This window comes from Echinicola strongylocentroti (assembly GCF_003260975.1).
Lineage (GTDB): Bacteria > Bacteroidota > Bacteroidia > Cytophagales > Cyclobacteriaceae > Echinicola > Echinicola strongylocentroti.
Window position 1 is genome coordinate 877,959 of record NZ_CP030041.1, and the last position, 22,042, is coordinate 900,000.

At 45.3% G+C, this 22,042-nt stretch carries 17 protein-coding genes and 2 rRNA genes (1 of these 19 running past the window's edge); 8 read left to right on the forward strand and 11 right to left on the reverse strand.

What is annotated here, in order from left to right:
- Window positions 1–2: 2 nt before the first annotated feature.
- The 5 genes from DN752_RS03305 to DN752_RS24345 form a co-directional block, all read right to left on the reverse strand.
- Entirely contained in the window at window positions 3–1,253 is a 1,251-nt protein-coding gene (locus tag DN752_RS03305) for an NAD(P)/FAD-dependent oxidoreductase (RefSeq protein ID WP_112782661.1), read from the reverse strand.
- A gap of 321 nt (window positions 1,254–1,574) precedes the next feature.
- A complete protein-coding gene (locus tag DN752_RS03310; protein WP_112782662.1) occupies window positions 1,575–2,573 on the reverse strand; it encodes a 4-hydroxyproline epimerase in 999 nt (332 codons plus the stop codon).
- Window positions 2,574–3,109: 536 nt separating this feature from the next.
- Entirely contained in the window at window positions 3,110–4,558 is a 1,449-nt protein-coding gene (locus tag DN752_RS03315) for an aldehyde dehydrogenase (NADP(+)) (protein ID WP_245949444.1), read from the reverse strand.
- Entirely contained in the window at window positions 4,558–5,469 is a 912-nt protein-coding gene (locus DN752_RS03320) for a dihydrodipicolinate synthase family protein (protein WP_112782664.1), read from the reverse strand. Before DN752_RS03320 ends, DN752_RS03315 begins: the two co-directional genes overlap by 1 nt.
- A gap of 488 nt (window positions 5,470–5,957) precedes the next feature.
- Window positions 5,958–6,239 carry a hypothetical protein gene (locus DN752_RS24345; protein ID WP_162633089.1) on the reverse strand — a complete coding sequence of 94 codons (282 nt, stop codon included), beginning with the start codon at window positions 6,237–6,239 and terminating at the stop codon, window positions 5,958–5,960.
- Between the two features lie 664 nt (window positions 6,240–6,903).
- Here DN752_RS24345 and xseA point away from each other — a divergent pair.
- Entirely contained in the window at window positions 6,904–8,217 is a 1,314-nt protein-coding gene (gene xseA, locus DN752_RS03325; RefSeq protein ID WP_112782665.1) for an exodeoxyribonuclease VII large subunit, read from the forward strand.
- A complete protein-coding gene (xseB, locus tag DN752_RS03330) occupies window positions 8,210–8,413 on the forward strand; it encodes an exodeoxyribonuclease VII small subunit (RefSeq protein WP_112782666.1) in 204 nt (67 codons plus the stop codon). Before xseA ends, xseB begins: the two co-directional genes overlap by 8 nt.
- A 202-nt stretch (window positions 8,414–8,615) precedes the next feature.
- Here the strand turns inward: xseB and DN752_RS03335 are convergent, their stop codons facing one another.
- Window positions 8,616–8,948: a hypothetical protein gene (locus DN752_RS03335; RefSeq protein WP_162633090.1), complete on the reverse strand. Its 333-nt coding sequence runs from the start codon at window positions 8,946–8,948 to the stop codon at window positions 8,616–8,618.
- A 453-nt stretch (window positions 8,949–9,401) separates the two neighbouring features.
- Entirely contained in the window at window positions 9,402–10,046 is a 645-nt protein-coding gene (locus tag DN752_RS03340) for a TetR/AcrR family transcriptional regulator (RefSeq protein ID WP_112782668.1), read from the reverse strand.
- Between the two features lie 142 nt (window positions 10,047–10,188).
- On the opposite strand from DN752_RS03340, the gene ligA reads away from it, so the two are divergent.
- From ligA to dapA, 3 genes are read left to right on the forward strand one after another with little or no spacing between them, the layout of a single operon-like run.
- Window positions 10,189–12,651, forward strand: a complete 2,463-nt coding sequence (gene ligA, locus DN752_RS03345; RefSeq protein ID WP_112782669.1) for an NAD-dependent DNA ligase LigA — start codon at window positions 10,189–10,191, stop codon at window positions 12,649–12,651.
- A gap of 21 nt (window positions 12,652–12,672) precedes the next feature.
- The gene (locus tag DN752_RS03350) at window positions 12,673–13,164 is read left to right on the forward strand and encodes a DUF6913 domain-containing protein (protein WP_112782670.1); all 492 of its coding nucleotides are present in this window, start codon (window positions 12,673–12,675) and stop codon (window positions 13,162–13,164) included.
- Window position 13,165: 1 nt separating this feature from the next.
- Window positions 13,166–14,026, forward strand: a complete 861-nt coding sequence (gene dapA / locus DN752_RS03355) for a 4-hydroxy-tetrahydrodipicolinate synthase (RefSeq protein ID WP_112782671.1) — start codon at window positions 13,166–13,168, stop codon at window positions 14,024–14,026.
- Between the two features lie 94 nt (window positions 14,027–14,120).
- Here the strand turns inward: dapA and DN752_RS03360 are convergent, their stop codons facing one another.
- The gene (locus DN752_RS03360; protein WP_112782672.1) at window positions 14,121–14,297 is read right to left on the reverse strand and encodes a histone H1; all 177 of its coding nucleotides are present in this window, start codon (window positions 14,295–14,297) and stop codon (window positions 14,121–14,123) included.
- A gap of 97 nt (window positions 14,298–14,394) precedes the next feature.
- Window positions 14,395–15,645, reverse strand: coding sequence for an aminotransferase class I/II-fold pyridoxal phosphate-dependent enzyme (locus DN752_RS03365; protein WP_112782673.1), 1,251 nt, complete (start codon window positions 15,643–15,645; stop codon window positions 14,395–14,397).
- Between the two features lie 174 nt (window positions 15,646–15,819).
- Between DN752_RS03365 and DN752_RS03370 the strand changes: the two genes are divergently transcribed.
- Genes DN752_RS03370 through DN752_RS03380 form a run of 3 tightly spaced genes read left to right on the forward strand, consistent with a single transcriptional unit; the run spans window position 15,820 to window position 19,186 of the window.
- Entirely contained in the window at window positions 15,820–17,322 is a 1,503-nt protein-coding gene (locus tag DN752_RS03370) for an acetyl-CoA carboxylase biotin carboxylase subunit (RefSeq protein WP_112782674.1), read from the forward strand.
- Entirely contained in the window at window positions 17,315–18,595 is a 1,281-nt protein-coding gene (locus tag DN752_RS03375; RefSeq protein ID WP_112782675.1) for a DUF1015 domain-containing protein, read from the forward strand. Before DN752_RS03370 ends, DN752_RS03375 begins: the two co-directional genes overlap by 8 nt.
- A gap of 12 nt (window positions 18,596–18,607) precedes the next feature.
- On the forward strand, window positions 18,608–19,186 hold the full coding sequence (locus DN752_RS03380; protein ID WP_112782676.1) for a Maf family nucleotide pyrophosphatase: 579 nt from the start codon (window positions 18,608–18,610) through the stop codon (window positions 19,184–19,186).
- Between the two features lie 1,313 nt (window positions 19,187–20,499).
- Here DN752_RS03380 and rrf read toward each other — a convergent pair.
- Both rrf and DN752_RS03395 read right to left on the reverse strand, forming a co-directional pair.
- A 5S ribosomal RNA gene (rrf, locus tag DN752_RS03390) occupies window positions 20,500–20,611 on the reverse strand.
- Window positions 20,612–20,709: 98 nt separating this feature from the next.
- A 23S ribosomal RNA gene (locus DN752_RS03395) occupies window positions 20,710–22,042 on the reverse strand; it runs 1,556 nt beyond the window's last position.

Here is a 22,042-nt window from a genome sequence, read left to right on the forward strand (position 1 = left end):
CCTTACCTCACATATCTTCCCACCGCAAAAGCGTCTGTTTTCAGCGTTCCGATTTTGCCGGTCTTGAGGTCGGCCAATATCTTGCCGGTGGCGGGGGCCAGGCTCACACCCATCATGCTGTGTCCCGCTCCAAAGGCCACATTTTCCCAGCCCGGTGCTTTGCCGATATAGGGCAGCCCATCCGGTGAGCAAGGGCGCATGCCTTTCCATATTTTATCTTCAGAAGGAAATACCGCCTGAAATTCCGGGTAATAAGCTTTGATGGATTCAAAAATCCCCTCCACCCGACAAATATTGATCTTATCGACATGATTGGAGATTTCCATGGTTCCCCCAAAACGCACCTTGTCGCCATAGGGGCTTTGAGAAACCCGGGCTTCTGTCAAGATACTTGCCTGCTTCAGCTCTGGCATGTTGGGCAGTTCAAAACTGTATCCCTTTCCCGCCATCATCGGCATCCTGAACCCTAGCATTTTGGCAATCTCACCCGACCAAGCACCTGCACAGACCATCAGGTGATCGCAGTCAATCTTTCCTTCTTGGGTAATGACGGCCTTTACTTTACTTCCTCCCTTTTCGATCCCAGTGATGGTGACATTGCTTTTTAGTGTTACTCCCTGATCTTTCAGGTGATTTTTGAGCAAGCGGTAGAGGTCCTTCGGGGAGAGGTGGGCATCGTCAGGGAAATACACCCCACCCCTGACATCCACTTCTTGGTTGGGCTCCAATGTTCTGATCTCTTCTTTGCTGAGAATGTCGGCATGGAGACCATTTTCACGGGCCAGCTGCGCCAGTGCGGCCTCGTCCTTTTCGCCTTCTTTGGTCTTGTACAGCATCAACAGCCCACGGTCTTGCAATTTTATGGCCTCATTACCATGCGCTGCTACAAAATCCAAGTAAAGTTGCTTGCTGTATAGGCTAATTCCTTTGAGGTAGGGAATCGATTGCTGCACATGCTTGGCATTGGAATGGCGATAAAACTGCAGGCACCAATCGATCAAGCGCCTATCCAATCTCGGCTGGATATAAAAAGGGCTCTTGGACGAAAACATCCAAGAAATCCCCTTCGAAATCATCCCAGGAGATGCCAAGGGCACAATATGGCTGGGCACGATCATTCCTGCATTGCCGGTGGAGCAGTTTTCTTCCATGTCTCCCTGGTCTACGACGATCACCTCTTCACCTTGTTGTTGGAGAAAATATGCCGTAAAGAGCCCTACCACGCCCCCTCCTATTACCACGGTTGGTTTCATATTGTTTTGTTGTCGAATTGTTTTAGTGTTGAACTGTTATCCTGTGGATAGCTATAAGGCTAATCCATCTTTGCGCTTGGTGCTGAATACTTGATAACCTGAGCTCGACTTATTTTTAGTATAAAAAGCGTCATTGCGAACCCTTTTAAGGAGGATGTGGGTTGGAAAAGGGTGTGGCAATCCCGAAATAATGAGACTGCCACGGCTTCCACCCGCTCAGACCTCCCTCTAAGCCTCGCAGTGACGGTTTCATAATCGAACTGAGGTTGATACGTTGTACCTTGTGCTTACCTTTGTCTTTGACCGACCATCTCCCCCTCCCTATATCACCTGAAATCCGTGCACATACGGATCGTCATCGTCCAAGAAAATGGTATTGTACCCCGTAATCTTGGCCCAACCTTCGATGCTTGGTATGATGGCATTAAAGTCCCCCACTTTAGTTTCGCCGATGATTTCGCCCGTAAACCGGGAGCCGATATAGCTTTCATTGACAAAAGGCTCATGTGCTTTCAGTTTTCCGCGGGAGTATAGCTGCGCCATCCGTGCGGAAGTTCCCGTGCCACATGGTGAACGGTCAATGGCCTTGTCCCCATAAAACACCGCATTGCGACCATGAGAGTCCTCATCCAAGGTCCTTCCGATCCACTGGATATGACTTAGGCCATTGATACGGGGATTTTCGGGATGGACAAATTCATACGCTTCATTAATGGACTTGCGTAATTGGCGGCTCATGGTGATCAGCTGCTCAGCCGTAAAATCCTGTAATCCACCGAAATTTTCCTGTGGCTCAATAATCGCATAGAAGTTCCCTCCATACGAAACATCAAAGGTAAGCTCTCCCAAGTGTCCGCTATTAATCGTCAAGTCCTTCGCAATCACAAAACTCGGTACATTGGTCAACTTTACGGAAGTTACCTTTTCCCCTTCCTGGATATAGCTCACAAGCACCAGCCCAGCGGGAGTTTCTATCCTGAGCCTCCCAGGGACTTTTGGGGTGATCAAGCCTTCTTCGATGGCCACTGTCACCGTCCCGATGGTGCCGTGTCCGCACATGGGAAGGCATCCACTGGTCTCTATGTACAATACCGCCACATCATTTTCAGGATCATGAGGAGGATAAAGCATGGATCCGGACATCATATCATGACCGCGAGGCTCAAACATCAAGCCTCTCCTGATCCAATCATAATGCTTGATGAAAAATTGTCTTTTCTCAAACATATTCTCCCCTTCCAAAAAGGGCAGACCACCCGTGACCACCCTCACCGGGTTGCCGCATGTATGGGCATCAATACAACTAAAGGTCTTTTTCATTTATTATTTTACCACCACTATTTAGGGTAATTCATGCGATTGACTAATTTAAAGCCCTAAGGATTACAAATCCTGACCAACGTATGCATTTCAATACTTTGTTTTCCCTATTGAAAACCTTTCTTCCTGTATTTGAGTCGGAGACTCAACGGCTATCAGTGCAGGGGCAGAGCCCCTGCACAACGTTTATGGCCCTCTTCTCCACCCTCTAAAAGACTGATCAGAAAGTCCCCTCTAGGGGATTTAGGGCATCTTTTTTACGAATCCCCTTCAAAACCAACATCTCTGCTCAACCCCCAATAATGCTATCCCCACCAACTTCGTACTTTGTACCTCGTACTTCATACCTTATACCTACCCCCCTGCACAACGTTTATGGCCCTCTTCTCCGCCTTCTAAAAGACTAATCAGAAAGTCCCCTTTAGGGGATTTAGGGGCATCTTTTTTACGAATCCCCTTCAAAACCAACATCTCTGCTCAACCCCCAATAATGCTATCCCCACCAACTTCGTACTTTGTACCTCGTACTTCATACCTTATACCTCGTACCTTATACTAAACACCCCATCCACGGTCCTGACAATCCCCAAAGGGTTGGCTTCTTTAAGAACCTCAGGCAACAGGCTGTCTGGGCAGTTTTGGAAAGCAAATGGCCGGGCAAATCGCTTGATCGCATATACACCTACCGATGTGCTACGGCTGTCTGTTGTGGCGGGATATGGCCCACCGTGCTGCATGGCATGGCCTACTTCCACACCTGTCGGCACTCCTCCAAACAGCAGTCGTCCGCATTTTTCCTGGAGGGCACTGATCAAGGCTCCTTGACTGGACAATTCTTCATCACTGGCCCATAGTGTAATGGTCAGCTGCCCTTGCAGGGACCTTGCTGCTTGGAGCAATGCTTCTTTGCTATCATACGCAACGACAATCCCAAATGGTCCAAAAACCTCTTCCTGCAACGCTTCCTCCCTGATCCAAGTATCCAGATCAGTAAGGGCAAGGGCGGGATGGCCTGTTTCTTTTCCTGCGGCCTTTTGGATCCAGTGGAGCCCGCCAGCATTCGCCAACTTATCTAGGCTTTCATTGTAGGCAGTCTGGATCCCCTCGTGCAACATTTCCTGACCAGCTGTATCCGCCAAGGCTTTTCCTACATGCTGGGCAAAGGACTCAGCGATTGACGAAGGCACAAAAATCACTCCCGGATTGGTACAAAATTGTCCTGCCCCTAGTGTCAGTGACTGTGCATATTGCCCTGCGACTTTCGCTTGCTGCTCCAATGCCTTCTCAAAGGCAATAATCGGATTGATGCTGCCCATTTCGGCATACACAGGAATAGGCGTTGAGCGGTCATTGGCCAGGTCAAAAAGCGCCTTGCCCCCTTTAAATGACCCTGTAAACCCAACTGCCTTAACAGCCGGATGCTGTACCAATGCCTGTCCTTCGGCAATGCCTCCTTCAATGTGCTGGAATACTCCCTCCGGAAACCCCGCCTCAGTAATGGCTTTTTGGATAGCTTCAAATACCATCAAGGAAGTCTTTGGATGCCCTGGGTGTCCTTTGTACACTACCGTACAGCCAGCCGCAAGGGCAGAAATACTATCTCCCCCAGCCGTGGAAAATGCCAATGGAAAATTGCTGGCTCCAAAAACGGCCACCGGTCCCAGTGGCACCAACATCCTTCTCAGGTCAGGTTTCGGGACGGGCGCTCTATCTGGATCAGCATGGTCGATGGTGGCTTCCAGCCAGGTTCCTTCTTCAACGTATGTTGCAAATAGCCTGATCTGCCCCGTGGTCCTGCCCAGTTCTCCTGTTATCCTTCCTTCGGGTAAGTTAGACTCCGCACAGGCCGTAGGGATCAATGTTTCCTTGACAGCTTCCAGTTGCTCGGCAATCACCCTAAGAAAGCTGGCCCTATCGGCCAATGAGGTGGTCTTATACTGTTCAAAAGCTGCTTCAGATTGGTTTAATACCTTATCTAGTTGCATTATATACTTGTTTTGATTTCGGTTAATGCCGGTCTGTTTTCCAAACCGGTCTGAATGAGTTTTTCGACGCGGTCCCTTTCTTCCCCTACCAATGTCAGCCTTGGAGCCCGCACATGTTCTGTGCCAATGCCGGCCATCTGCTCTGCCAACTTGATATATTGCACCAGTTTAGGATGGATATCCAGCTCCAGCAATGGCAAAAACCACTGATAAATAGGCAATGCTTCATCAATCCTACGCTCCTTGCACAGGTCAAAGAGAACTACGGTTTCCTTTGGAAAGGCACAGACCAACCCAGCTACCAACCCATCAGCCCCCATCAAGACACTTTCCATGGTAAGGGTGTCCACGCCACAGAGAATTTTATAACGATCGCCAAACCGCGTTTTCATCCGGGTCACATTGGACACATCGCGGGTAGATTCCTTTACCGCTTGGATATTTTCGCATTCCATTAGCTCGTCAAACATCTCCAAGGTGACATAGGTCTTGTAGTCCACCGGATTGTTATAGATCATAATAGGAAGGTCAGTGGACTTTGCCACTGTCTTGAAATAAGCTACAGTTTCCCTGTGATCAGATGGGTACCGCATTGGAGGAAGTAGCATCAAGGCATCTAGCCCCATTTCTTCCGCCTTTTTGGCCCAATAGATGGCTTTTGCAGTGGATCCTTCGGCAATGTTCAGCACTACGGGAACCCTTCCTGCAATTTTCTCTTTGGTCTTTTTGGTCAGTTCTATTTTTTCTTCGTCTTCCAGCACACTGGATTCTCCCAATGTACCTCCCAAGATCACACCGCTGACACCTGCGTCTATTTGGGCTTCCAAATTAAGGAAGAAAGTATCATAATCAATGCTGCCGTCACCATGGAATTTTGTGGTAACCGCAGGAAAAACTCCGTTCCAATTCATACGTTCTAAATTTATCGTTCAAAACAAAGGTAGCATTTGACCATATGTGATTATTGCACCAAATTAGTGATTACTGATACAATATTGTCAGACCGGAATTTTGAAACAGGGCAAATGCATTTCGTGTTTTGAAGGAAAACAATTTTCGCATAAGTCAGGTATCATCCGTGCTGGCTAGGGGGATTACAAATCCCCATTATTCCGGTTCGAGATTACAAATCCCGAACAGCTAAGTTGATGGATTTGTGGTAGATGGTGTACTGATGGCAGCTTAAACTGACGGCTATGGGCGGCCAGACAGGTTTGACGAAATGCTGCCCAAAAAGAATGCTTGCAGCTAAAGAAGATTCACTTGGCTAAAGCCAGGTAAACCTAGCTTTTAGATAGGAGGAGTTTGCCTGCATAAGGGCAAATCAAAAAAGGATAAAAGTAACATAAACCCGGGTTCAATGCCGTTTAGTTAAGGGGATTTCCTTCTTTTCATATACCTAAAAGTCCTTTTTTTGATTGATTTTGGCGGGGGAAACCTGATCATTTTGGTGGATTTTATCCTTTTCCTTTTTTCCATTGATGAAAAAAGAAAGAAAAAAATCTAGGCCGGTGGTATGCCTTTTAAAATGGGACATAGATTTCCCATGCGACGGAGATCCGTCACCCATTTTAATTTCCACCCGATGGCTACGACCTAAAAATGAGTGGGTCTCGCTGTTCCACGACGCGAGCCAACTCCCTTTCTTAACGGCCTCCACCTTCGGCTGGAAAACAGGCATACCAAGGGCCGTCATATGGAAACAACACCTTTTGGGACTTATTAACTGAATCCGCCTTGCAGGTATTGGGCGTTAAGAAATTAAAAAGCGGGTGGGCAAAAAGGCAGGCTTGTTTGACGAAATGCTAGTCAAAAAGAATGTTGGCAGCTAAAGAAGGTACCTGGCTTTAGATAGGACTGCTTGGCTTTAGACAGGAGGAGTTTGCCTGCATGAGGGAAGGTTTTAATTTTAGGCCAATAGATGCACAGCGGCGGGGTTTTTTGGTTACTTTTTTGACCTGAAGCAAAAAAGTAACAAAGGTAAAGGGATGAAAACCACCTAGGAATTTAGCTAGAAAAATAACTGCCCAAGGAAAAAATATAGAACCCATATTTTCCAGATACACACTAACTAAACGGCATTGATCCCGGATTATGCGTTAGGAATCGTAGTGAGAGCTGAAATTGCAAGAAAATCAGTTAGTTTGGAGGCATTAGCGTAGCACCGCTACGGTTATGCCCAAAACTAAAGTGAAACGGCTGATTTTGAAGCAGTTTAAGGTCGCAACAGATAGGCTAATGCATATTCCGGGATAAACTGATAACTTCGGCTTTACGCTTCCATATATCACGACAGTTCATGTCACTTTCTTCTCTCTCCCCTAATTTTTTATTTACTTTGTCCTATGCAACATCCGCTTTCCTTATTAGAGCTCAATCACCAAATCCAACAAGCCCTGGACACACAGCTGAATCCCAGCTACTGGGTCATTGCGGAAATTGGTGAGCTGCGGGATTCACCCCGTGGGCATGCCTATCTGGAATTGGTAGAAAAAACCGATCGGCAGGTACTTGCCAAAATCCGGGCAAACATCTGGTCATACACCTACAGAGGCATTTCCAGTAGGTTTTCTTCCATCACGGGCCAGACACTCAAAGCAGGTATGAAAGTCCTGGCACAGGTAAGTGTTCAATTTCACGAAGTCTATGGACTGAGTCTAAACATCAAGGACATCGACCCTAACTTCACCTTGGGAGAGAAAGCCCGAAAACGGCAGGAAACCATCGATATGCTCACCAAGGAAGGGCTCATCAACCTCAACAAGCAGTTCATATTGCCCCAAGTTCCGCAAAGGATCGCTGTCATCAGCTCAGCGAATGCTGCTGGTTTTGGGGATTTCATCAATCAGGTCGACCATAACCGTGAAGGTTTTAAGGTCCACTGGAAACTCTACCAGGCCACTATGCAGGGAGACCAAGCGGCAGCCAGCATGATCTTGGCCGTCGAGCAAGTCGAAATGGCCCATCAAATCGAGCCGTTTGACCTCTTGGTCATCATCCGTGGTGGTGGGGCGCAATTAGACCTGGATTGTTTTGACGATTATGCATTAGCGAGGACCATTGCCAATACGACCTTGCCTGTGGTCACGGGCATCGGCCACGAAAGGGATGAATCCATCGCTGACATGGTGGCCCATACCAAAATGAAAACCCCAACTGCTGTAGCAGAATTTATCCTAGGCGGCTTCAGGGAATTTGAGGACCTACTGGAAAAGCATTTTAAGCAGCTGGAAAGAAATGCTGCCTTTCACCTGCAAAAGGAAGATCGAAAAATGACACAGTATGGTCATTTGCTGAAAAGCCTCTTCCTAAATCAGAAAAACCGGGAGCAGGAAAGAACCAACCTCCTCCAATACCGCATCAATTCCCTTACTGACCAGACGATAAAGCTACGTAGCCATCAGCTGGAGAATTTGGAGGGAATGTTCAAGAAAGGAGTCCAAGGACTTCTACAACAGCAAAAAAGCAAAATGGAAAACCTGGAAAAAGACCTTCTCAGGCTTGATCCAGCTACTTTCTTCAACAAAGGATATACCCGATCGGAAATCAATGGAGTCCCCATCAGTATAGCCAATCCGAAAAACGGCGACACCATGATGACCTACGGGGCAAAAAAAACCATCCAGAGCACCATCAATTCAATAAACAACCATGAGTGAAAAGAAAAATTTCAGTTACGATAAGGCAGTGGCCAGAATAGAGGAAATCGTCGGTCTTTTGGAACAAGACGATAAAAGCATCGATGAACTTTCCGCATTGGTAAAAGAAGCCAGTACGCTGGTAAAAGACTGCAAGTCCAAACTCAGAATGACCGAAGAGGATATTCTAAAAGCCTTCGGTGAGGAAGAAAATTAATATACTATTGGGTACCTTTAACCCGGATTATGCGTTAGGAATCGTAGTGAGAGCTGAAATTGCAAGAAAATCAGTTAGTTTGGAGGCATTAGCGTAGCACCGCTACGGTTATGCCGAAAACTAAAGTGAAACGGCTGATTTTGAAGCAGTTTCAGGTCGCAACAGATAGGCTAATGCATATTCCGGGTTCAATGCCGTTTAGTTAAGGGGATTTCCTTCTTTTCATATACCTAAAAGTCCTTTTTTTGATTGACTTTGGCTGGGGAAACCTGATCATCTTGGTGGAATTTATCCTTTTCCTTTTTTCCCCCGAAAGCCTTCGGGGCAGGCTATTGATGAAAAAAGAAAGAAAAAAATCTAGGCCGGTGGTCTGCCCTTTAAAATGGAACATGGATTTACCCTGCGACCGAGATCCGTCACCCATTTTAATTTCCACCCGATGGCTACGACCTAAAAGTGAGTGGGTCTCGCTGTTCCACGACGCAAGCCAACTCACTTTCTTAACGGCCTCCACCATCGGCTGGAAAACAGGCATACCAAGGGCCGTAATAAGGAAGCCATACCTTTTTGGGACTTATTAACTGAATCCGCCTTGCAGGTATTGGGCGTTAAGAAATTAAAAAGCGGGTGGGCAAAAAGGCAGGCTTGTTTGACGAAATGCTGCCCAAAAAGAATGTTGGCAGCTCAAGAAGGTTTACCTGGCTTTAGATAGGCCTGCTTGGCTTTAGACAGGAGGAGTTTGCCTGCATGAGGGAAGGTTTTAATTTTAGGCCAATAGATGCACAGCGGCGGGGTTTTTTGGTTACTTTTTTGACCTGAAGCAAAAAAGTGACAAAGGTAAAGAGATGAAAACCATCTTGGAATTTAGCAGAAAAATAACTGCCCAAGGAAAAATTATAGAACCCATATTATCCAGATACACACTAACTAAACGGCATTGATTCCGGGTTTAATTATATCACCTTCATCCATTCTTACCTTACCACCTTTACCCTTTCTTCTCCAAGTATTCTTCCCTGGCTTCAGGGGTAAGAATTCCTTCAAAAATAATGGAAATCGCCTGATCATAGATTTTGGCAGGGTTGGTCTTGAGTCCATCGACCATCTCCTTTGGAAATTGGCCCAGAAATTTTGGGTCTATCAAATTCTGAATGGCGGACGCATAAAGGAGTACCACCATGCTTTTGTCCACATGGGAAGCCACTAGCCCTTGGTCAATTCCCGTTTGGACCAGTCGCTGAAAACGCAAATACGCTGAAGTCCGAATGTAATCCTCTAGTGAAGCCCACACTTCTGGAACTTGCTCTCTCATATCGGCCAGCAATTCCGGATTGATGGGAGCCAGGTCTTTGGCGATGGCTGACAGCATTGACCTTAACTTCATTAAAAAACTGAGTTCATCGTTTTCCAAAATAGTCTCCACCTTAAGGCTAAGCCTGTTTTTCAGCAGGTTAAAAGAGGCTTCCAACAGCTCTTGTTTACCGGGAAAATACTGGTAAACGGTCTTCTTGCTCATCCCCAACTTTTTGGAGATGTCATCCATGGTGGTATGCTTAAACCCATTCCTGAAAAACATCTCATTGGCCGCTTCCAGGATTTTAACCTCTATTTCCTCTTTTCTTTTCGCTCTCATGTTACTAGTTATGCTGCCCCAAAGATAGTCATTGCGGCCTAAATAGCCAGCGAAGGCAAATTATACAAGGACGTTTCCCCTTAAATTGCCTGAAAAAACGTAGATTTGAACCTTAGACGCAATCAGAATTTGAAGCAGCTACATGAGCACTATTTCTAAACCGGAAGCCCAGAAAAGAATCGCTGAGTTAACAGCCACGATCAACCATCATAACCAACTGTACTACCAAGAAGACCACAGCGAGATCAGTGACTTTGAATTTGACCAATTACTGGAAGAACTCATTAAGCTGGAAGAACAATTCCCTGACCTTCGGGACAAAAACAGCCCGACACAACATGTAGGCGGCACGATTACCAAGGAATTTGAAACGGTCCAGCATGAAACCCGGATGCTCTCACTAGGAAATACCTACAGCAAGGAAGAGCTGATTGCTTTTGATGAAAGGGTGGCCAAAGGACTCGGTCACCGTGAATACAGTTATTTTTGCGAACTGAAATTCGACGGTGTGGCCATCAGCCTAGTCTATGAAAACGGAGAGCTGATACGCGCGGTAACAAGAGGTGACGGCTACAAGGGAGATGACGTCACTGCCAATGTAAAAACCATCAAAAACATTCCGCTATATCTCGCAGGAAATAACATCCCCGACAAGTTTGAGGTGAGAGGAGAGATCTTTTTGCCTGTAAAGGAGTTTGAAAAAATCAATGCAGAGAAGGATGCAAAAGGAGAGGCACTATTGGCCAATCCAAGAAATACGGCTTCAGGCACCCTCAAAATGCAGGACAGCGGCATTGTGGCCAAACGCAGGCTCAACTGCTATTTCTATCAATTGCTCGGCGATGAAATCGGCGTCGATCAGCATGATCATGCCATCCAGTTGCTCGAAAAATGGGGGTTCAACATTTCCCCTACTTATAAGAATTGTACCGATATCAACTCGGTAGTTGAATACATTGAATCTTGGAGGGAAGAAAGACACACACTCCCGCTAGACACCGATGGCGTAGTCCTCAAAGTCAACGACTATGGGCAGCGCGAAGAATTGGGCTTCACTGCCAAAATCCCCCGCTGGGCCATCGCTTATAAGTACAAGGCCGAAAGCGCAGAAAGCGAACTCATGTCGGTCACTTATCAAGTAGGGCGAACTGGGGCGATCACCCCTGTGGCCAACCTCTCCCCTGTCCTACTGGCCGGTACTACCGTAAAAAGGGCATCACTTCATAATGCCAACGAAATCAAACGACTTGACCTTCATAATGGGGATGTGGTCTTTGTGGAAAAAGGCGGGGAAATCATTCCAAAAATCACTGCCGTCGCAGTAGAAAAAAGGAAATCAGACGCCAAACCGATCACCTATATCACCCACTGCCCGGAGTGTGGTACTGAACTGGAAAGAAAAGAAGGTGAAGCCAAGCATTTTTGCCCCAATACTAGTTCCTGTCCCCCACAAGTACTAGGAAGGATAGAGCATTTTGTCCACAAGCGCGCAATGGATATTGACAGTATGGGAACAGAACGCATCAGGGCGCTGATCAACCAAGGATACGTGGAGCATCCAGCGGATCTTTATGAACTGGAAGGTGAAAAAGACCACTTGCTAGGCTTGGAAATCAACGCTGACCAATATGAAAAAAGCAGCGACGGCTATTTATTTGTAAGTCTCAAAAAGGCCCTTTTTGCGATAACTGAGGGCATTTCCCTCTCTGCCATCGACCAATACCTAGCTAAAACAGAAACACTCGAGCAGCACCAAAAACTACAGCAGTTTGCCGCATTCATTGAGGAACAAAACAAGAAAGTGGCACTTAATACTGCCTCGGTTCACAAATTACTTGAAATCATCCAACGCCTTCCACATGACCAGATTGAGGATTTCTTGCCAGTATCTGCAGTATTGTCCATGTTTGTGGGCAATCAAGTTTCTTTAGAAGAACTGCACCAAATAAGCCAAAAGAAAAACACGGTACATGATATTGTTTTGGCTTTTGATTTTGGGCTGGTCCGGGAGCAAGAAGACAAAATCAAAAGGCTTAAGGGAAACACTTTTCAAGAAGGCGTCATCTCCAATATGCTATCCGGTATCGAGGCGAGTAAAGAACAACCATTCGAGAAGGTGCTTTTTGCCTTGGGAATAAGAAATATCGGAGAAAACACAGCGCAACTACTGGCCAGGCACTTTAAGAACATCCACAACCTGCAACAAGCTGACACAGAACAATTATTGGAAATAAACGGTGTAGGGGAAACCTTGGTGCACAGTATTCGTGAGTTTTTTGACCAGAAAGAAAACCAGGCCAACATCCAAAGACTGAAAGACCATGGACTTCATTTTGAAATAAAAGAAGATGACCTTCCTACCGTAAAAGGCAATGCCCTAGAAGGGCTTAAAGTCCTAGCATCTGGTAAGTTTGAGCACTTCAAAAGAGATGAGGTCATTGAAGCCATTGCTGCCCAAGGAGGGACTTATTTGAAATCCGTTTCCAAAAACCTGGACCTGATCATAGAAGGAGCCGATATGGGGCCAAGTAAAAAAGAAAAAGCCGAAAAACTCGGTATTAAAATGATATCTGAAAATGAATTCTTAAGCATGATAACAGACTAGCTTATCACCAAGCCATCAGGTATGAAATGGATCAAAAAATTAGTTGTTGAACTAAGAATCAAGAAAAACAAGGGGCGAAATGTCGAGAAAAGCCAAAAATCGATTGAGGATATAAAATCAATTCATATTTTAGCGGATTCGTATGAGAATTTGGTAAGCGCAACAGCTGCGGTAGCCAAGCACTGGTCTTCCGGTGTCGTGATCGAGGGGAGGTACTACGACGAAGAACGAGTTGATGAGCAGAGTTTTTCCCCAAAGAATTTCAACTTAATTGGAATTCCTGACCACGACCTACAGCATTTCATGGACCAAAAGGCAGATATTATGCTATTTACATGCAGTCCGACAAATGCATTCATGTACTTAGTGGCACAAAATAAGTCTGCTGATTACAAAATCGGCTTTCACCATGACCTTAACGACCAATTGTTGGACATCATGTTGGCAAAGGAAGACAGCAGTTTATCATCAAACATTGAAAATTTACTGAAATACCTAAAGAAGATAATTTAAAATGGAACAATTTATTGGGACAGGAGTAGCATTGGTTACACCGTTAGATGAAGAAGGGAACATTGATTTTAATGGGCTGGACAAGGTAATTGAGCATGTGATCCAAGGAGGGGCTGATTACTTGGTAGTAATGGGTACTACCGGTGAAGCATCCACTATGTCCCGAAAGGAGAAGCATGACATCTTAGCAGCGTCCGTTAAAACCAATAACGGAAGGCTACCCATCGTCTATGGTATCGGAGCCAACAACACCCAAGCTGCCATCGATGAGATCAATGACACGGATCTTTCCGGTGTTTCAGCGTTGCTTTCTGTTAGTCCATATTATAACAAACCTACTCAGGAAGGTATCTATCAGCATTATATCGCGGTAGCTGATGCGAGCCCCGTCCCTATCATCCTGTACAATGTACCAGGAAGGACCATGTCCAATATAACTGCCGAAACTACCCTACGCCTATCCGATCATGCTAAAATCATAGGTGCAAAAGAAGCTAGCGGTGACATGGTACAATGCATGGAAATCGTTCGAAAAAAACCGTCCGACTTTTTATTGATATCCGGTGATGATATGTTGACCACCTCCTTGAAAGCGATAGGTGGTCAAGGGGCTATTTCCGTTTTGGCAAATGCCTACCCTGATATCTTCAAGACCATTTGCCATGGTACTCAGGAGGAATCATTAGCCGCTACTTTCCGGCTTTTGGATATCAACTCTTGGATGTATGCTGAAAGTAACCCGGTCGGCGTCAAAAACCTCCTCAAGCATATGGGCGTATGTGGTGACCAAGTGAGATTGCCACTGCTAAGGGCCACAGAAGGACTGGACCAAAAAATCAAGCAGCTCGCAGAAGGAGTTTAATTCGGGTTTAACCTACCTGAAAAAACCATATTGATTATAAAATAAAAAAGGATGCCAACTGAATTGGCATCCTTTTTTAATGCAAGAAAATATATTACTCTTTATTCTTGATTTCCTGAACTTCTTTACGAATATCTTGGGAGATATTCTTAAGGTCTTGCATGCCTTTTCTGACTCTCGTTCCGGCAGCTTGATTTCCTTTATCATAGAACTTTTCAAAGTCTGCCTCCATAGAGGTAACAAGATCTTTAATTTCACTAAATCTGCTCATAGTAAAAGTAAGTTTTTTGGTTGATGATAAGTTTTATTTACTCTTTCAATATAGTCAAAATGTTAATAAAACAACAGACAAGGCTTTTTTTTTGGTTTTATTCACCAAAAGAAGTAGCCAGTTCGGTAGTTTTATAATAGCCACTGGTCAATTTGTCCTTAATGGCTTCGAAAGCAGTAATTGTTTCACTTACATCCTCCAATGTATGCGATGCAGTAGGGATCAATCGCAAGATGATCATGCCCTTAGGCACCACAGGGTAAATCACTACAGAGCAGAATATATTGTAGTTTTCTCTTAGGTCCTTGCTGAGCGTGGCAGCCTCACCTACTGTACCGTTCAGCACCACTGGCGTAACAGGCGTCGCTGTCGTACCGATACTGAATCCTTTTTCCTTAAGGCCGTTCTGGAGTGCATTGACGACTTTCCAGAGTTTCTCTTTATGCTCAGGATTTTCACGGATCATTTCAAGTCGCTTGAGTGCTCCTTCTACGAAAATCATCGGAAGTGCCTTGGCAAAAATCTGAGAACGCATATTGTATTTTAGGTAATGCACGACATTGGCATCCCCAGCTACAAATGCTCCAATCCCTGCCATTGACTTGGCAAAGGTAGAGAAATAAAGATCCACCTGATCTTGTACTCCTTGGGCTTCTCCAGCACCAGCGCCAGTTGGCCCCATGGTCCCAAAACCGTGTGCATCATCCACTACCAGCCTGAATTGGTACTTATCTTTCAGCTTTACGATGCCTTTGAGGTCCCCCATGTTACCGGTCATCCCGAATACACCTTCGGTGACCACCAAGATCCCTCCTCCAGTTTCATTGGTAAGTTTTTCTGCCCGTACCAATTGCTTTTCGAAACTCTCCATGTCATTATGTGGATACACAAAGCGTTTGCCCATGTGCATTCTCAGACCATCTATGATCGATGCATGACATTCACTATCGTATACGATCACATCTTTACGATCCACTAGTGAATCGATCACAGACATGATTCCTTGGTAGCCATAATTCAGCAAATAAGCCTTTTCTTTCCCCACAAAAGTCGCCAATTCATTTTCCAACTGCTCGTGCGTATCGGTATTGCCGGACATCATCCTTGCTCCCATTGGGTAGGCAGCTCCCCATTTACTGGCAGCCACTTCATCAGCTTTTCTGATTTCGGGGTGATTTGCCAAACCTAAGTAGTTGTTCAAACTCCAGGTCAAGACTTCCTTCCCTTTAAATTTCATTCTAGGTGCTATCTCTCCTTCCAATTTAGGAAACATGAAATATCCCTCTGACAAATCAGAATGTTTGCCAAGTGGGCCTAGATTCGTGTGTAGTTTTTCAAATATATCCAAAACTTATAACGTTTAGAGTACTTAATCTTTACTTCTTATAGCGTCCGTTAAAACCCCCAAAAATAGCACTTTTTACAGTCTTGTGCAAAAAAAGCCCTGTTTTTAAGTTATTTGCCCATTAATTACTATCTTTCATCTATACTGTTTTTAATCTTCACGAAGCCCAAACCGACCATGAGAGAAATAAATAAAATCTTGGTAGCCAATCGAGGAGAAATAGCCCTGAGGGTCATGAGGACCATCCGTGAAATGGGAATGAAATGCGTAGCTGTCTATAGCGAACCCGACAAAAACGCCCCACACGTGAAGTATGCTGATGAAGCCTACTGCTTAGGGCCTGGCCCATCCAACAAGTCATACCTCCTCGGTGAACGTATAATAGAAGGTTGTCTTCAACTTAACGTCGATGCCATTCATCCCGGCTACGGTTTCCTGTCAGAAAATGCTACTTTTGCCCGACAAGTAGCCGATGCTAATCTCATATTCATCGGGCCGTCGCCCCACTCCATCAGCATTATGGGAGATAAATTGGCTGCAAAAAATGCGGTATCAACATACAAAATCCCCATGGTCCCCGGCACTGATCAGGCGATCTTGGACATTAAGGAGGCAAAGGAAAAAGCCGCAAGCATTGGCTATCCCATTCTTATCAAAGCCAGTGCTGGTGGTGGTGGTAAGGGGATGCGGATAGTCAAAGGAGAAGAAGAATTCGAAGAGCAAATGAAAAGGGCCGTCAGTGAAGCAAAATCAGCTTTTGGGAATGGAGCGGTCTTTATCGAAAAATACATTACTTCTCCAAAACACATCGAAATTCAAGTTCTAGCTGATCAACACGGCAACTATGTCCATCTTTTTGAGCGGGAATGCTCGGTACAGCGAAGACACCAGAAAGTAATTGAAGAAGCTCCATCTTCAGTGGTCTCTCCTTCCATGAGGGAAGCGATGGGAACAGCGGCCATTGATGTCGCAAAAGCATGCAATTATTGTGGAGCAGGTACAGTAGAATTTATTGTAGATGAAAAACTGAACTTCTATTTCCTGGAAATGAACACCCGACTTCAGGTAGAGCATCCAGTAACTGAAATGATCACCGGCAAAGACCTGGTCAGAGAGCAAATACTGATTGCAGAAGGCCAGCCTCTAGGCTTCGAACAGCAAGACCTTCACATTCGCGGACACGCAATAGAAACGAGGGTCTATGCGGAAGATCCTTCCAACAATTTCTTGCCGGATATAGGAACGCTATCCACCTATCAACTTCCCCAGGGGCCTGGCATAAGGGTCGATGACGGCTTTCAAGAAGGTATGGAAATCCCCATTTATTATGACCCGATGATTGCCAAACTGGTCACGTATGATGAAGACCGACATAAGGCTATTCAAAAAATGATCAGGGCCATTGATGGTTTCCGAATAACGGGTATATCGACCACCTTGCCATTTGCCCGTTTCGTGATGCTACATCCTGCCTTCCAATCTGGGAAATTTGACACTAATTTTGTCGAAAATCACTTTACCCCTGATCAATTGAAACAAGAATTCTCAGAAGATGAATTAGAGATCCTTGCTACCATCGGTGCATCGTTAATTCCTGCCGCCCAGCAAAACCCGTCATCTATGCACAACACATCTCCAAATACAACCTCAAAATGGACGAATAGAAGAAGGAATGGCTAAAATCATTCCCTTTTCAGCTTGGCGATATACTCAAAAACTGCAACCAAAAATGGCTTCGTTGACGGTATCGCTCCCTGATGCTCCATCAGCTTCTCAATTAGACTTACTCTATAGCAATCCCCTAAACAGCATCCATGTTTCACTACCAGCTTCCCAAAAAACGACACTGGAAACCTCTACCTTGCTGGAAGAATGGAAAGCCAAGAAACTACTTGAGCAAGACCCATCACCAGGAATATACATCAACTATCACTATTTCAAACTGCCGGGAAGTACTGAGCTACACTGTAGAAAAGGGTTTATAGCCTTAATCAAAGCTTATGACTGGGAAGACAACGTAATATTAAGGCATGAAGACACCCATAATGAAGCAGTAATTGACCAAACACAGCTATTGGAGAAATTACAGTTACAAGCCCATCCCACCCATGGACTTTACGAGGATAATGATGATCACCTTGTCCCTATGATGGACACCGCCATCGGTCAACCCATTAGTGATTTTGTAGACAACCATGGTGTAAGACACGTGTTGGGACTGATCACTGCTCCACAGGAAATCAATCAATTTATAAACCATTTAGCAGGACAAAAAATCATCCTAGCAGATGGCCACCATAGATTTCAAGCTTCCATAGCTTATAAAAATAAATGCATCAAACTTAACCCTGTTCACACAGGAAATGAAGGCTACAATTACCATATGATGTATTTTTCTTATGCCCATTCCCGTCATTTAAAACTTCTACCCACACATAGACTGATCAAAGGCACCTCCATCCCCTTACCTTGGAAAAAAATTAAGTCATGGTTTGTTCTGGAAAAGACAATAGAAACAAATGCTGTACCCCATGAACCGATCCAAAAACCCTGGACATATTGTTTGGTTATCAAAAACAAGGCGTATATTATTTCATTACGCCCAGAGAAATTCAGCAATTTTGATGTTGACCTCCCCACAAATATAAAGCATTTGGATATATCCATTTTGCACTATTTCTTTGTTGAACAGATTTTGGATATTCCATTTGATAAACAAGGGTTTTCAGATAAATTGATCTATGAAAAGGACTTATCGACATGCCTAGAGATGGTAAAATCTGGACAAGTTGAAATGGCCCTCCTCACTAAAGGAATTTCCATAGATGAGGTGTTGAAAATTTGTCATTCAGGATATATCCTCCCACAAAAATCCACTTATTTCTTTCCAAAAACCCCATCAGGATTACTATTTGGTTCAATTAAGAAAGATGAATTCCCAGATAATTTATAAACCAAACACACATTGAAAACAATACTAACGAACAAAAAAATCATCCTAGGCAGTAAATCACCCCGAAGGCAAGAGCTTCTAAAAGGCTTAGATATAGATTTCGAAATAAGGACAAAAGATGTCAATGAAGATTTCCCTGCGGAGCTACCCGATAATAAGGTTGCATCGTTTTTGGCAGAGAAAAAAGCAACAGCTTTTAAAGAGGATTTAAATCAAAATGAACTTTTGATAACCTCAGACACCACTGTTCTGATCAATAATAAAGTGTTAAACAAACCAGCAAACAAAATCGAGGCTATCAGCATGCTAAAAATGCTATCGGGAAATGTCCACCATGTAATTTCAGGTGTATGCATCATGGATCATCACAAGAAAGTGGTTTTTGATGATATCACGGAAGTACATTTCAAACACCTTTCGGATGATGAAATAAGCCATTACATTGACAAATACCAACCATTTGACAAAGCTGGCTCTTATGGTGTTCAGGAATGGATTGGGTACGCTGCCGTCTATAAATTGGTTGGTTCTTTTTACACGGTCATGGGCTTACCGGTACATAAAGTTTACGAAACCCTAAAAAATTGGTAGATAATATCAATTAGACTTTATATTAATCAAGCGGAAAAGCTGGGAACTGATGGAACGCTGATGACGCAGATGATTATGATTTGTGCTGATTTTTTTCTTTTATGATTATCCGCAATGACACCAGTAATCACAGGAAAATTAAATAGGTGCTCACCAGGGCTAACGCATTTAAACAAGTGCCCCAGTTTGAATATATCTGCCGTTCCTATGGGATTTAGTTTCATATGCTTCATCAGACTTTCCTACTTTTTCCATTGATGAAAAAGTAGGCAAAAAATCTAGGCCATGGAGCATCCTTCAAATTAAGTGGTTTGGTTTACGAAAACGAATTGGTTTGCCTTAATTTGATTTTGTGCCAGTTGCTATGGGCTAAAAATGAGTGGATCTCGCTTGTCCACTGCACGAGCTAACTCATTTTCTTAACGCCCCCATCAACTGTCCCAAAACCGAATGCTCCAAAGGCCGAATAATGGACTCACAGTGAATACTTCGTTTCTCCGAGGCTAAGTGTTGCGTTACGGATATACATAAACTTATCTAAACCATTCTCCCCACTTGGGCAGATAGGTGCGGCGGATTATTCGTCCTTTAGACCAACTGATGCTCGTGCTCTTTCAGTATTTGCCGGGAGAGGTTGCTGCTATTCCTAATGTACAAACTGCGGTAAAGTGCCAGCGGCACGATAAATTTAGTAACCTGCGGATTCATCCGCAGGACGTTAAGCACTCATCAGCCTCCAGAAGGAGTGCCAGCGGCACGGATGATAGCTGCCCTACACGAAATTAATACTAAATGCGTTTGCCCTGAGGTGCTCACAGAAAACATGGAAATCCCAGAAAAGCCTTGCTTCATTCTGGGCGTTCTGTGCGTTCCGTGAGAAATAAAACCTACCGGTAATAAAGCCTATATTTAAATGGAAAAGCCAAGTAGCATAAAAAAGCCTGAAAGGGGATCAAGCGGAAAAACTGGGGGACTCATGGAACGCTGATGATGCTGATGATTATGATTTGCGCTGATTTTTTTCTTGAATTAGAAAAGCCAATTTGTATAACAAAAGCCCTGAAAGGGCATGACAACCATAGCCATGGGCAACGCCCATGGTGAAAACCAAAACCAATCCTATTGTTTTAGCAGCAATCACCTTCCTACTGCTTATAAATTCACGCTAAAACCCAATACACACCAATAGCGCTTTACTCCACCACAGAAACATGGTTTGATCCCCTTTCCGTTTGGCCTGTTACTTCGGGGAGCCGTGTGGTGGCATAAAAAAGAAAAGGCCCTCCGCATGTGCGGAGGGCCTTGTCAATAAAAGCGGGCGGCGACCTACTCTCCCGGGTGTAACCCCAGTACCATCGGCGCGACAGGGCTTAACTTCTCTGTTCGGGATGGGAAGAGGTGGATCCCCCGTGCCGTACCACCCTAAGATCTTCGTGCTCCCCTAAGGAAACGCACAATATCATCTGATTATTCGCTCTTGTTATTTTTTGGTCTTTCGACATTACCAAAGATAATACAACCATACAGGCAAGTTTTCGGGCTATTAGTACTGCTCAGCTATGCCGTCTCCGACTTTACACCTGCAGCCTATCAACGTCATCGTCTCTGACAACCCTATACGGAAACCTCATCTCGAGGTGGGTTTCGCACTTAGATGCTTTCAGCGCTTATCCCTTCCGGACGTAGCTACCCGGCAGTGCAGTTGGCACCACAACCGGTACACCAGCGGTCCGTCCAACCCGGTCCTCTCGTACTAAGGTCAGATCCTCTCAAGTTTCCCACGCCCGCAACAGATAGGGACCGAACTGTCTCACGACGTTCTGAACCCAGCTCGCGTGCCACTTTAATGGGCGAACAGCCCAACCCTTGGGACCTTCTCCAGCCCCAGGATGTGACGAGCCGACATCGAGGTGCCAAACCTCCCCGTCGATATGAGCTCTTGGGGGAGATCAGCCTGTTATCCCCAGAGTACCTTTTATCCTTTGAGCGACGGCCCTTCCATACGGTACCGCCGGATCACTATACCCGTGTTTCCACCCTGCTCGGCTTGTCGGCCTCGCAGTCAAGCTCCCTTATGCTATTGCACTCCACGCACGGTTACCAAGCGTGCTGAGGGAACCTTTGGAAGCCTCCGTTATCCTTTTGGAGGCGACCACCCCAGTCAAACTACCCACCAAGCAATGTCCCCGAATTTTCCGGGTTAGACATCCGACAAACAAAGGGCCGTATTTCAACAGTGGCTCCACAACGCCTGGCGACGCCGCTTCTCAGCCTCCGGCCTATCCTACACATTGTTTGCCCAATGCCAATGCTAAGCTGCAGTAAAGGTTCATGGGGTCTTTCCGTCCCGTTGCGGGTACGCGGCATCTTCACCGCGACTACAATTTCACCGAGCTCATGGCCGAGACAGTGCCCAGATCGTTACACCATTCGTGCAGGTCGGAACTTACCCGACAAGGAATTTCGCTACCTTAGGACCGTTATAGTTACGGCCGCCGTTTACCGGGGCTTCAGTTCAGCGCTTCTCCCGATATGAATCGGGATAACGCCCCCCTTAACCTTCCGGCACCGGGCAGGTGTCAGGCCTTATACTTAGTGTCGCCACTTCGCAAAGCCATGTGTTTTTGATAAACAGTCGCCTGGGCCTTTTCACTGCGGCCTCTCGCACTGATGCGAGTAGGCGCCCCTTCTCCCGAAGTTACAGGGCCATTTTGCCGAGTTCCTTGGCCATGATTCACTCGAGCACCTCAGGATTCTCTCCTTGACCACCTGTGTCGGTTTGCGGTACGGGCATACATACGCTTGACGCTAGAAGATTTTCTTGGAAGTCCTTAGCTCCACTATCCGCGCTCCCGA